The sequence below is a fragment of the Lactiplantibacillus mudanjiangensis genome (assembly GCF_005405385.1).
GTDB lineage: Bacteria > Bacillota > Bacilli > Lactobacillales > Lactobacillaceae > Lactiplantibacillus > Lactiplantibacillus mudanjiangensis.
Genome location: NZ_BJDY01000007.1, coordinates 135,865 through 150,012 on the forward strand (window position 1 = coordinate 135,865; position 14,148 = coordinate 150,012).

Consider the following 14,148-nt stretch of genomic DNA (forward strand, 5'->3'; position numbering starts at 1 on the left):
TCAGTATGACGGATTCAACCGGCAAGTCAAGATTACCGCGTACACAATTAAACATCTCCCAAGCTAAGCCGACCGATTTGAAATTTAATGCGTCGCGACTCATTAATCGTTATACTAACAATTGAAAACGTGACCACAAGGAGGTTTTCTCAAATGAACGATAATCGCCGGCGTCTACTCGCCAAAGTCGCTTATCTCTATTATGTTCGCGATTATACCCAGGCTCAAATCGCGGCTGAATTAAATATTTATCGCACGACCATTAGCCGGATGCTTAAGCAGGCCCGTGAAACCCACGTCGTTGATATTAAAATCAACGATTTCAATACCGATCTCTTTAGTCTAGAAGAACAGTTACAACAACGTTATCACCTAAAAAACGCCGTGGTGATTGCTAATGAACCGCATGCCGATCATCAAGCTAAGGAACAGCGGTTGTCCTACGAAGCGGCCTTATATTTAAAACAAATCATCAAACCACACAATATCGTTGGCTTTGCTTGGGGCTCGATCTTGGCCGGCATGATTGGTCAATTACACCATCCCATTCAAACCGATGCGACGTTTGTGCCCTTAGTTGGCGGTCCCAGTCCTTCTAATTCTCAATACCACGTCAATGGGATCGTTTATGATGCCGCTCGAGCTTTTGGTGGACACAGCCGTTTTGTTGATGCGGCCGCAGTGCAAGAATCGCAATATATTCGTGATGGCATTACGGATTCGCAATACTTTCGTGAAATCAAAACTTGTTGGGATAGTCTCGACATTGCCCTCCTCGGGATTGGTGGCCCCTTAACCAACACCAGTAGCCGCTGGCGTGATTTACTGACAACTGAAGATCGGGCTTTGTTGAAAGACCGCCAAGCCATCGGGGACTGTTGCTGCACCTTTTTTGATAAACACGGTAAAATTTTACGCGGTGACTTGTTAAATCGAACAATTGCCATCCCGTTACCACAACTCAAACAAGTGCCAAATTCAATCGCCATTGCCCGCTCACTCACGAAAGCCCCATCTATCTTAGCGTTGCTCAAGATGGGCATTTTAACCACTTTGATTACCGATGCCGAAACCGCACAAAGAATCTTAGATTTAGATCAATAGCACATATGTGCAATTCGAAAGAAGTACCTTTCGTTCGTAAGCGGTCGTTAGTGGTCCAGACCGACTTAGTACTTGAATTCAATTTCAATTTCATAGGCAGCGTTTTCATTTCCAGTTATATTAAGAGTGTCAAAAAATAACAGGGGTGAAAATCATGGAATTCTTATTAGATACAGTACACATTGATGATATTAAAAAATACGCTGGGATTATCCCATTGAGCGGCGTCACATCAAATCCTTCAATTGTCAAAAAAGAAGGTAAAATCGACTTTTTCAATCATATGCGCGCCATTCGCCAAATCATTGGCATGGATGCGACGTTCCACATTCAAGTTGTGGGTCAGACCACCGAAGCGATGATTACGGATGCTCACACGATTTTGGAAAATGTCGATGACCATGTTTTCATCAAGATTCCAACCAATGAAGCCGGTTTGGCTGCCATCAAACAATTGAAACAAGAAGGTGTCAATGTCACCGCTACCGCCATTTATACCAAGTTCCAAGGCTATCTTGCAATGGCTGCCGGCGCCGACTATTTGGCTCCTTACTACAACCGGATGGTTAATATGAATATCAATGCTGACGAAGTAATCGGCGAACTTGCCGCTCAAATTTGCCGCGAAGGTCGTTCCACCAAGATTTTAGCCGCTAGTTTCCACACCGTTCAGCAAGTTAACTCAGCCTTTGAGATGGGGGCACAAGCCGCAACCATGAGCGCCGACATCTTCAAGACCGCCCTAACCGCACCAGCGATTGGCGCTGCCGTTAAAGACTTCACGACTGATTGGGAATCTATTTACGGCGTTGGCACCACCGTTAACTCATTAAAATAATCTGTTTATAAAAAGTCACGCTAACTATTTTCAGTTAACGTGACTTTTTTTAATAATCAAATAACAGTTGAAAGTTATTTTTTACAATATTCACAACAGGAAAGTTACTGATCAAAAGCAGATCAACTTGCCACCTACCGTTCGCCCACCTTGAGCCGGAACGCTGTGGGCGGACCGATTCAGCCACAAAGCGGTCTGAACCGTCGTTTTGAACCACCAAAATCGTGTTTCAAAAGCGCCAGTCTCTAAGCGATAAATCGCTAAGAGACTCCCACGGCTGGGCTCAATGTGGGCTCACTCTCGGCTATAATAGTGATCACTAATTGATTAGTATCCACGTGATAACCGGAGTCAGGCAGTGATGGCGCCGGCCGTGAAAACATCGTTAGTCCGGGTGATTTTTCCGGGCTTACGATGTGGACGACTTTTGAGACTAGCGGTTTTAGCTAGGCTCAAAAGCGAGGCGAAAGCCCGCATTTTGGCTGGAGCCGGTCCCACAGCCGGCAGAATCACTGGCTGACGCAGGTGGCTAACTTAGCATGACATAAGCCAATAATGTTAAAGCTTCTACTACCCTATTAATCTTTAATTAGTCAAATTGGTTCGTTTGGCTCAATTGATTAAACCAAGCGGCTGATTTCTTTAACGTTTTCGTTTGCGTGTGTAACTCATCGCGAATCAAACCGTAGCGATTATGATACGCATGATTCCACGACCAACAGTCAATCGCCGTCCAGACGAAGTAGCCCTGACAATTAGACCCAGCCGCGATCCCTTTGGCTAAAGCTTGCAGATGATGACGCATAAAGTCAATGCGGTAATCATCTTGGACCACGCCTTGTTCGTCTAAGAACCGTTCTTCGTTGGCAACCCCCATCCCGTTTTCTGACACAAACCACGGAATGTTATGGTAGTTTTCTTGAATGTTTTTGGCAATATCAGTTAAAGCTTCTGGATAAATCTCCCAGCCACGATCGACATTCATGATGCGACCAGGCATGTCATATTCTTTGAAATAAATATCTGGTAACCACGGTTGCAAGCTCTGTGGTGAAATATCTGGCCGCTGTACCCGAAATGGATGGTAGTAATTTACCCCTAAACAGTCGACCGTGTTAGCCTGAATAAGCGCCAATTCGTCCGGCGTGGCCTCCCACAAAACCCCATCACGGTCTAACGTTTCAACCAATTTAGCTGGAAAATGACCTAAAACCGCTGGATCTAAGAACAAATTATTCGACCACAGTTCAGCAAATTCCGCAGCAGCCACATCAGCTGGATCGTCTGAGGCTGCGTACGCTGGTGTTAAGTTCAGAATAATTCCAATTTTGTGATCATCTTGGGGACAACATTGTCGAAAAGCCGCGATTGTTTTAGCCGACGCCAAGTTCATGTTATACGCCACTTGCACCGCCTTAGGGCCATCAATGACTTGTGGATAATGCCAACCATACAAGTATTGCCCATCGACCACGACTTTAGGTTCATTAAACGTATACCAGTTTTTAACGCGGTCACCAAACAATTTGAAACATTGTTCGGCAAACTTAACAAATAACTCAACGACATGTTTGGATTCCCAACCACCATACTTTTGGTAGAGTTCAACTGGTAAGTCAAAGTGGTGTAAATTCATATAAGGCTCAATGCCTTGGGCTAGCATCGCATCAATCACATGATTGTAATAAGCCACTCCGACGGGATTCAAACTCGCCGTTTCAAAGTCATCAATTAATCGAGTCCATTGAATAGATGTTCTTAACCCATGAATTCCTGCTTGGGCCATTAACGCTAAATCACTCGCGTAATCATGGTAAAAATCAGATGCGACATCTGGGCCAACGCCACTATCAAACGCCATCGGTTCCGTTGCGAACCAATAATCAAATACATTTTGATGTGGCTTTTGGAAATTACCTTCAGTTTGGGGGCCAGATGTCGCCGCACCCCAAACAAAGTTCGTTGGAAAAGTTGGCATATCGTTAACACCTTTCTGTTAGTCTGAAGTTAAACTGCTGCATAAGTCTGCTCAAAATCAACGACCGCCCCACGTAAATTGGCTTCATCGTGATAGTCACACGGCACAATTGTTGGTTTGACAGACGCGATTTCAACCCGTGCCCGGATTTTTTCAATGGCTTGTTCAATCCCAGGGATCAAGGCCGGGTTATTAGAAATTGCCCCGCCAATGACCACCTTTTCAGGATCAAAACTGTATTGCAAATTATAAATCGCTAGCCCTAAAGCATCGTACATCGTTTGAATCGATGCTTGTGCGTCAGTATCACCTTGCGCGGCTAAATCAAAGAGTTGCTTACCATCGATGTTATCTACTTCTGGACGGACGGCTAAATAACGGTTAACAGCTTGAGGAGCCGTTCCGAGTTCACTTAAAATATGTTCGCCGTCCATCAGCATGAACCCAAATTCGCCACCGAATAGATGTGCACCATGCCACACTTGATGGTTCACAATCACCGAACCCCCAACGCCAGTACCAATCACCAGAAAGACTAAGCTATCGACATCACGCCCAGCGCCACTGGCTAATTCAGCTAAAGCAGCACAGTTGGCATCATTTTCAATGCTTACTGGTAACCCAAAAGCCGCCGCAAGTTCCGCTTGAATTGGAAAATTATGAATATAAGGTAACGCGCTGGCACCTTCGATCACGCCGGTTAGTTTATTCACGGCACCTGGCGCGCTGATGGCTACACCTTCAATAGCCCGTTGCCGTTTCATCGTGTTCACTTCAGCCGTTAATAATTCGAAAAAGTCTGCCTTAGTTTTAGGCGTTGCAATCGCATGGTGATCTTGAATAGCTTGCCCATCCCAAGTTGCAAACTTAATGGTCGTGCCGCCAACGTCAATAATGCCTAATTTTTGCATCTGGTATCCCTCATTTTTGCGCCAATAACAGCGTTTTGATTTCAGCCGGTCCTAGCTGATCAACAGGCACTGTCGGTAACGCTTCTTCAAAGAAGTTCACCGCGCTGGCTTGCCAATCTGCCCGTTTCACCTGTAATGTAACCGGTTGCTTATCTAGATTATACCCGCGCAACGTCACGCCGTCAGTATTATTTGCTCGTTTTAAACTGGTAATGGCTAATTCTGGCGTTTGATTAGTTAAATATTGGCCGGCAACTGGTAACTCACCAGTATGGGCTGTTGTCTGCATCACACTAAATGGCACTTGGAAGTCGCGTGCACGTTGATAACTAGCCAACCGTTGGTCATCGCTATCATCATGTAATTCAAAACTATAGTCACAACTAATGGGGCCTTGGCATTGTGCTTCCGGTGTTGCAAAGTAACCCCAGTCGCCCATTTCGCCAACGCAACGTAACAAGGTAATGGCAATGGTACGACTGTCTGGTAGAATTTCATACTCATTGAGACCAATGTTACCAACAGTTAGGCCATCATTGGCATCATGTAAATTCACAAAAGCTTGTTGGTGTTGCGGATTCGTTGGATTCTGCCAAGTTGCGGCCGGACGATTAGGTCGTGTGACCACCTCAAAAATAGATTCAGCGTCGTTCGTCATCGTCGCTAATTCAGTTTTAAATAAAACACGCAGACGATGATCACGCATTTGGTTATTAAACGTTGATCGACATTGGACTTGGCGACTGTCCCGACTCAATGTGACCGTGGTGGTGATATCTAATGGTCGAACATCGCTAGATCGTTTTGCGGTCCGGTGAGTGATATCGACCACGGCTTGCTGCTCAACCAACAACTGATCATCAGCTGAGACCGGTACTTGTAAATGATGGACAAATTCCAAGGTAACTCCGACATCATCCGCATGGACCACCCGCCAATCAAATGGAAAATCAGTTGACAAGATGGCCTGGTTATCGGCCGTTTGCTTGTAAATATATTCATTGCCCATGTCACCAGTATCTTCAAAGACGAGTAACCCTTGATATTTCCGACCGGTCTCACGATTGGTAACCGTTAAGCTCCCATTTTTAGCAACCTGAATATTTACCCAATCATTCGCAACAGTTTGCTCATCAACCACTAAGCTTGGCAAAGCTGGAGTTGACGTAACCGCTGGTGCTAAAGCTAAGACTTGCCAGCCAAATGCCGGTAACGCTGTGACAGCCACCGTAATAGTGAGTTCAATCGCTTGATAAGCGACACGGAAGCGGTCTTTAGGCAGATCATAATGAAAGTCAACTTCCGATTTTTCCAGTCTAAATGGGACAGGTTGACCTTTTGAATCAACGACTTGTAAAGTTGGTAATTTTTTTAACTCAGCCATTAATTCAGCGCGTTGTGACTGAATGGTGCCCGCTTCACTAAAGTTACGTCGAGCCCATTCAATCGTCACGGTCACACGCCCCGTCTTGGCAGTGCCACTTGTATTCACAACCACAAACGGCTTCGCATCGGCATTAAAACCAGTAGTCGTGATTCGATTAGCCAGCACCGTTAAGGCATCTTGTGCAATATAACGGCCAACCTCACTCGACTTGGCAAAACGCGTCAACATTTCACGATGAACCTCATCCACTGAACAACCGCAAATACTATCATGTGGATGATTTTGTAACAATAATTTCCAAGCATAGCGGAACCGATCATGTGGATAATCCGCTGCCAGATAAGCCATCGTTGCTAATGGTTCCGCCACACTATCTAGGAGTCGTTCATTGACCGTATTTTTTTGCTTCAAATAAACACGACTAGACGCCGTGTTCGCCAACGTATACCAACCATCCGTTTCTTGACTCGTTAATTCATCATGAATCGTACTTAAGTCGGTTGGCAGATCAGCTTTCAAGGCAGCCAAATAATCATTGAAATTAGAATGAATAAATTCATAGTCGGGATATAGGTCGTTGGCAACTTTAATGGCGGCCGTCACATCGCTTTGAACCGGTTGGTGATCGACACCATTCATCATTAATAGGTTATCGGTAGCCGCATACTTTTCAGCATCCTCTAATTTTTGATCCCAGTAAGCTTTAGCTTGGGCCCGATCTACCGGAATTTCGTTACCATTGCTATACCAGTTAGCAAAAAGCAACCCCATGATCTTCGTGCCATCAGGACCTTGCCACCACATTTCTGAATATTGGGACGCGTAGTTGGCATCACTCACTTGGTTATTAAATCCAGTTGGGGTGACGCCACGCCCAAAGGCCGCTGTGTCCAAATTCGCTAGTTGCATCATTTGTGGGGTTTGTCCCATATTACCAAACGTATCTGGGAAGTAACCTAACTTTACTTCTTGTCCGTATTCACGCGCCTGATCACGACCGATGATCATGTTACGAACATTGGCTTCCGGGCTAATCAAGAAATCATCTTGCAAGATATAGAACGGACCGATTTGTAATTTGCCCGCTGTAATGGCCGCAGCCAATTCAGGTTTGCGTTCGGGTCGTACCGCTAAATAATCATCTAGGGCAATCATCTGACCATCTAGATGAAAACTATCAAAGTCAGGATCATTTTTAAAGATATCTAATAAGTTATCGATCAAGGTCACTAACCGCATGTGATGTTGTTCAAATGGCATGTACCATTCACGATCCCAGTGGCTGTGCGAAATAATAAATACTTTTTTCTTAGTCATTTTAGTCACCCTTCAATGTTAAAACCCAATGTGTCTAGCAATAATTCGCAATACATCATGTTGGCCCAAGAGAACCATTCCCGGGTAAACTGGTGATCGTCATTCACATCAAATGATTCATGCATCAAGTCCGTCCCACCAGTCGTTTGAACCAACGTCTGTAATGCTTGATGTTGCTGCTCAGTATCCGTCGTGGTGAGTCCAGTCATGGCAATGGCAATTGGCCAAATGTAATTAACTGGTGTATGAGGACTGCCTTGTCCAGCTGCCAGCGTGCCTTCGTAGTAATACGGATTTTCTGAGCTCAACAACGTCTGTCGCGTCCGTTGATAAGCGGCATCAGTCAAGTCGCAGTAACCAAGATAAGGCGCACTCAAAAGACTTGGCACATTCCCATCATCCATTAACTTCGCTTGACCGAGGCCATCAACTTCATACGCATAAACTTGTTCACCTTTGGCATTCGTCGTATAGCCATACGTTTCAATCCCCTCACGCACTGACGTTGCTAAAGCTTTAGCGCGCGCCACAATAGCCGGATCGTCTAAAATTTGACTAAAGATGTCTTGTAAATAACCTAAAATCACCACGGCAAACATGTTTGCAGGCACCAAATACCCATATTCACAGGCATCATCACTTGGGCGAAATCCGGACCAAATCATGCCGGTATCGGCAACTGGCGTCCCGCGACCATCGCGAACCAATGAATCTTCAGGGCGATCTTCGGTCCGTTCAAATCGATATGGTGAGGTTTCATGATGTTGCTCAACCTCAAAAGTAGTTAACAGTGCTTTGACACCGGTTACAAAACGATCATCAAATTGCGCCGTTGCCCCCGTATTTTTATACAACAAGTAAGCTAATTGCACGGGATAACACAGAGAATCAATTTCAAATTTACGTTCCCAAATCCAGGGACCCATATCGGTTTTGTCACTTTGGTGGCCCTGACCATTGGCGGTTTCATTGAACGCATTGGCATACGGATCTAACGTCATATTAAAGAATTGGCGTTGCACAATCCGGACGATTAAATCCCTAATTCCAGGATGCTCACGCGCCAAAGCTAAATAAGGTCTGACTTGGGCCGTGGAATCACGTTGCCACATAGCGGGAATATCACCGGTCAAAATAAAAGCAGTGCCTAATTCATCATCTGAAATAGTGGTTGCGAGTGTATTTAAAAACGTCTTCTCAAAAACGGTTCCCCATTTAGGATTTAACGGTTGGCTCAACTGGTTGATCTTTGCAACAAAGTCTTGAACTTGTTCATCGACATAATTAGTGGTCATTTTGTTCACCTCATCAATTTGATATATCATTTTATGCTATTATAGCATGCTGGTCGCTTTTGTATATATCAAATACACGTTTTTTCTTTCTATTTTCGCTGACAAATGATATATTAACTATAAACAATAACCAACGGAAGTGACTCACAATGCCAAAAAGCGAACCGATGTATCTCAAAATTTATAATCACTTAAAAACGCAAATTAAAACGGGCGACCTTAAAGCTGATCAACAATTACCAACCGAGCTTCAACTAGCTAAGACTTATGGGGTCAGTCGGATTACCTCAAAACGGGCCTTAACTGAACTTGAAAGCCAAGGGCTGATCTATCGTCAACAAGGCAGTGGCAGTTTCGTACAGTCAACGGCTGCGACAACGTCAACCATTAGCAAACAAGTTCTACTAGTCCTCCCATTTCCAACCGATGCCGGACTTGGTGACTATGCGGCTGGGGTTAGTCAAGCGGCCCAAAAGCAAGGGTATCAAGCGCTAACCATGGACCCTGATAGTTTCAATCAGCTCCCACTAGCGACTATTCAAGCAACCTACGCGGGCGTTATTTATTTGTCTCAAGATCTCTATCAAGATGCTGAACATTTATATGAACTCAAGTTAGCCGGTATTCCACTAGTTTTGCTTGATAAACAACTGCCTGAATTGGACCTGCCAGTCGTGTGTGCCGATAACCTTAACGGCGGTCGTTTGGCTACTGAACACCTGATTAGCTTGCATCACCAAAAGATTCTCTTCTATGCGCAAGCAGAACAAGCCGTTTTTCCAAGTTCAGTCTATGAACGTTACTTTGGATATTTAACCGCACTCAAAGCAGCTCAATTACAGCCAGCCGCGGCTTTAGCTAACCTACCTGAGTTACATGCTTACACGGCTGACCAATGGGTACAGTATCTAAAAGACACGCAAATTACCGCCATTGTCGTTGAAAATGATTTAGTTGCCATTAAATTAATGAATCAACTCCGCGCTGCCGACCCAGCGCTTAGTCAACGTTTATCGGTCGTTGGCTTTGATAATATCCAAGCTGCCAGTTTAACGTATCCAGCGCTAACCACGATTGCTCAAGACTTTACTGGCATCGGCGCCCAAGCAGTCGATTTACTTTTAAGTTCAACGCCAGCACCAAAATTAACCAAGTTACCTGTTCGTTTGATTACCCGCGATTCCACGCGGCCAATGGTCCCTTATTCAAAGGAGGATTAACTCATGCAAATTGATCAACTTGATATTCGACAAGGCACCGCCAACACCCCACAACGGTCACACGGTAACTGTCTACCGTACGTCGGCGTGCCATTTGGGATGAACTATTTTAGTGTGCAAACCGATGGCTCAGCTGGCAGCTGGTTCTTCCAGCCTGACAGTCCTCGTTTTGAGGGCATTCGGCTGACTCATCAACCTAGCCCTTGGATTGGCGACTATTGCTATTTCTTAATGACCGCGGTTCAATGGCAATCGTCAGCAACTAAACCCGATTTGGTCGGTAATTATCGGCCAACTGCCGCGACGTTCAATGCCCATCATTTGGCGTTAGTCGATGACCATTTCCGTGTCCGAACCGAGCTAACCCCCACCGCTTACGGCGCTGCTAGTCGTTATCAGTTTGATCAATTGATTGCTGAGCATCATGGCCTTGCCATTCAATTGCCAGACCAAGGCAGCTTCATGTTGACCGCTACTGGAATTGACCTTTATACCAATGATTATCACGGTGGCGAAGATCCCGATTTGAAGCTCTATGCTTCCCTCACCTTACCAGACATTGATTTGGCTCATTCTGGCTATTATGATCACGATCAACAATGGCATGCGACTACCCAAGCCACTGGTCAAAACTTAACCATCTTAATTGCAACAACTGCAATGACTTTTGAAACTCGTTTAGCCACCTCTTACGTCAGCGCTGATCAAGCTACGTTAAATCGCACACGGCTTAGCGATCAATCATTTGAAACCCTATTAAATGAAAGCGCTGACCAATGGGCTCACTATCTCAACCGGGTGACGGTAACTGATCATCACCCCGCTACGGTGAAGACATTCTACACTTGTTTATATCGACTATTCCTGTTTCCACAGCGATTTTACGAACTTGATGCCAATCAACAACCCATTCATTACGACACCACCGCGCACCAATCTAAGCCAGGGCTCCTTTATACAAATAATGGTTTCTGGGACACCGCTAAAACGGTCTACAGTTTGTTTACCATTTTGGCACCTGAACTCTTGCCGAAGTTTCTCAAAGGCTTCTTAACCAGCTATCAAGAAACCGGCTTTCTCCCTCGCTGGTTGGCCCCAGATGAACGTGGCATGATGCCCGGGAACTTGGTAGATTCAGTCATTGCTGAGAGTGCCAAAAAAGGCTTGGCTAAAGACTTAATGCCAGCGTTACTAGCCGCTATGCAGGCCAGTGACACCGCGGCAACCAACACCCGCTATGGTCGCCAGGGCGCGGACGCATACGAGAAATACGGTTATATTCCGGCCGATCAATACAACGAAAGTGTGAACTGGACCCAAGACTACTCCTATAGTGATTACTGCATCGGTCAAGTTGCCGATGTTTTAGGCCAGTCAAAATTGGCGACCAACTATTGGCAACAATCTCATCGTTACTTGGCACTCTTAGACCCCCAAACCGGCTTTTTGCGGCCGAAAAATGCTGATGGGTCGTTTAAACCCAACTTCATCCCTGATCGCTGGGGCACCGATTATACAGAAGGCAGTGCTTGGCAAAATAGCTTTGCGGCGGTCCACGATCTGCCAACTATGATTGACGCTTTCGGTGGTGACACTAAATTTAACGCTCAATTAACTAAGCTATGCAACACCGCACCTTCTTATCAAGTTGGTGGCTATGGCATGGTTATTCACGAAATGGCCGAAATGGCAGCAGTTGATTACGGTCAACTCGCAATTTCAAATCAACCTAGTTTCCATCTGCCATACCTATTTGCAGTTGCCGGTCATCCTGAAAAAACACAAGTCACCGTTAAACAGTTACGTCGGCTCTTCAATGCTAGCCCAACCGGTTTCCCAGGTGATGAAGATAATGGCTCCATGGCTGGTTGGTTCATCTTTGCTTGTCTCGGATTCTATCCGGTCTGCCCAGCCGATGCTGAATATGTCTTTGGGATTCCGGCCTTTGATGAAGTAGTCATTCATTTGGCAGATCACGACTTGACGTTAACCACGCAAAATAATCATGATCACAACAATTTTGTGCAACAACGTCAACTCGAAACAAGCCCAATGACCGCCAACAAGATCAGCCACGCTGACTTACTTAAAGCACATCAGTTGACCACTCGGTTAGGCTTAGTGCCTAGTTAACGCTTAAATGAGTCACCTCCGCCAACCAGTGATTCTGCCAGCTGTGGGGACCGGTTCCAGCCAAAGTACGGGCTTCCACCTCGCTTTTGAGCCTAGCCAAAACCACTAGTCTCAAAAGTCGTCCATATCGTAAAGTCCGGGAAAGCCACCCGGACTAACGATATTTTCACGGCCGGCGCCATCACTGGCTGGCTCCGGTTGTATTGCGACTACCAATCAATATTGTAATCATCATAACCGAGAGTGAGTCCACATTGAGCCCAGCCGTGGGAGCTCTTAGCGATTTATCGCTTAGAGCTTGGCGCTTTTGAAACACGGGCTTGGTGGTTCAAAACGATGGTCGAGACCGCTCTTTGGCTCGACCAGTCCGCCCACAGCGTTCCGGCTCAAGGTGGGCGAACGGTAGGTGGCAAGTACAAGAAAAAGATCCTCGCAACGCGTTAACGTTACGAGGATCTTTTTGGGCGCTTGCTCAACTAATTTGTAGCTTGCCTTGCCGTTGTTGCCGATATTCTTTCGGTGAAATATCACAGATGACGCGGAAATTTTTATAAAAGTAGCCACTATTCGTGTAGCCAATTGCCAAAGCAATATTATTAATACTCTCATTGGTTGTCGCCAACATCTGCTTAGCTTGATCAATCCGATATTGATTTAAATATTTTGAAAAACTCGTATGAACTTCTTTTTTAAATAATTGCCCTAAATAAACTGGATTAAGATGCAAGCGATCAGCAACTTGGGTTAGTGATAAATCTTGTGCATATTCTTGTGCCACCATGTCCACTACCCGATTGATATTTTGGGAAAAAGCATAGGCTTGACGTGGTTCGAATTGAACGATCATGGCTTGGACAGCGGCTTCTAACTCACCAATCGTGGTGGCAACATCAATTGCCGTCAGTTGTTGCTCGTAGTCTCGATTACTCAATGATTGATAATTACTCATCACATTCAAGATTAAAAAGGCAATCTGACGAGCATACGATGGTGCAACATGTTCATCACTCAACTGTGCAAAGATCTTTTGTACACTTTGCGCCATCAAGGACTGATTGGCGACCATCACTGCTTGCTTGAACCCAGCCAACGAAATTTTAGGAATCTCGGCCTGTCGCAACCATTCTGTTCGCGCAGCGTTGGATAAAAATGGCGCCCGTTCTTCATAGAATTGATAGAGTTCCGCCAGCGTTTGCGCTTGTTCCAAACTTTCGGCTAACCGCTCCATCTGATTGACATGTTGTCCCACCGTAATAAACGAGTCACCGGCAATCAATTGATCACGTTCAAGTTGACGCACAAACTGATTCAACGCCGTATGTGTCCCCGCGAAACATAAAATCAATTGATCCGCATTGGTATAAAACAGTGACTGCTGTTGCTGTTGACAAGCCGCCATCACCGCTTCAAAATCGGCTAAGACATTACAACAAACAACGGTAAATTCATGTTCATCAGCGGCAATTCCCGCCCGATCTAATAGATCCGCCATCTGAGTAGTGGTTAATTCGCCGGCCAATAGTCGTTCTGTTTGCATTTCCAAGTAATATCGTTGACTTAAGGTTTGTTGCTGCCGTTGGGCCAGCTGCTGTTGTACCTTATTTAAAACATCACCTAACTCTTTTGCATTGACCGGTTTCAACAAGTAATCCAGTGCCCCTAAACGTAGCGCTGATTTCACATAATCAAATTCTTGATAGCCCGACAACACAATCACTGCCGGCACCTGGGGTAAGTGCTGTACAGCTTGCATCAAGTCAATCCCCGTCATTTCAGGCATTCGTACATCTGTAATGATTAAATCAACCGACTGCGTTTGGAGTGTCGCCAACGCTTGTTGACCATTTCTAGCGGTCGCAACGATTTCAAACCCATGTTGTTGCCAATCGATTACTTTGGTCATCCCTTTTAAAATCATGTACTCATCATCGACAATCATCACACGTTCCATCACTCAATTCCCCC

General features: G+C 45.3%; 9 protein-coding genes. 4 read left to right on the forward strand and 5 right to left on the reverse strand.

Features of this window, described 5'->3' with window-relative positions:
- Window positions 1-153 precede the first annotated feature (153 nt).
- Entirely contained in the window at window positions 154-1,104 is a 951-nt protein-coding gene (locus tag FFM84_RS14025; protein WP_130845904.1) for a sugar-binding transcriptional regulator, read from the forward strand.
- 154 nt (window positions 1,105-1,258) lie between these two features.
- Entirely contained in the window at window positions 1,259-1,942 is a 684-nt protein-coding gene (locus tag FFM84_RS14030; RefSeq protein WP_130845905.1) for a fructose-6-phosphate aldolase, read from the forward strand.
- A gap of 589 nt (window positions 1,943-2,531) precedes the next feature.
- Here FFM84_RS14030 and FFM84_RS14035 read toward each other — a convergent pair.
- The 4 genes from FFM84_RS14035 to FFM84_RS14050 are packed head-to-tail and all read right to left on the reverse strand — an operon-like array spanning window position 2,532 to window position 8,830.
- On the reverse strand, window positions 2,532-3,920 hold the full coding sequence (locus FFM84_RS14035; RefSeq protein WP_130845906.1) for a glycoside hydrolase family 1 protein: 1,389 nt from the start codon (window positions 3,918-3,920) through the stop codon (window positions 2,532-2,534).
- 29 nt (window positions 3,921-3,949) lie between these two features.
- Entirely contained in the window at window positions 3,950-4,831 is an 882-nt protein-coding gene (locus FFM84_RS14040) for an ROK family protein (RefSeq protein WP_130845907.1), read from the reverse strand.
- 10 nt (window positions 4,832-4,841) lie between these two features.
- The gene (locus FFM84_RS14045) at window positions 4,842-7,535 is read right to left on the reverse strand and encodes an alpha-mannosidase (protein WP_130845908.1); all 2,694 of its coding nucleotides are present in this window, start codon (window positions 7,533-7,535) and stop codon (window positions 4,842-4,844) included.
- Window positions 7,536-7,540: 5 nt separating this feature from the next.
- Window positions 7,541-8,830, reverse strand: coding sequence for a glycoside hydrolase family 125 protein (locus FFM84_RS14050; RefSeq protein ID WP_130845909.1), 1,290 nt, complete (start codon window positions 8,828-8,830; stop codon window positions 7,541-7,543).
- Window positions 8,831-8,979: 149 nt separating this feature from the next.
- On the opposite strand from FFM84_RS14050, the gene FFM84_RS14055 reads away from it, so the two are divergent.
- Complete coding sequence (locus FFM84_RS14055; RefSeq protein WP_130845910.1) at window positions 8,980-10,050, forward strand: GntR family transcriptional regulator; 1,071 nt, start codon at window positions 8,980-8,982, stop codon at window positions 10,048-10,050.
- Between the two features lie 3 nt (window positions 10,051-10,053).
- Window positions 10,054-12,183, forward strand: coding sequence for a GH92 family glycosyl hydrolase (locus tag FFM84_RS14060; protein ID WP_130845911.1), 2,130 nt, complete (start codon window positions 10,054-10,056; stop codon window positions 12,181-12,183).
- A gap of 472 nt (window positions 12,184-12,655) precedes the next feature.
- Here FFM84_RS14060 and FFM84_RS14065 read toward each other — a convergent pair whose 3' ends face one another.
- Window positions 12,656-14,134, reverse strand: coding sequence for a response regulator transcription factor (locus FFM84_RS14065; RefSeq protein ID WP_130845912.1), 1,479 nt, complete (start codon window positions 14,132-14,134; stop codon window positions 12,656-12,658).
- Window positions 14,135-14,148: the final 14 nt, after the last annotated feature.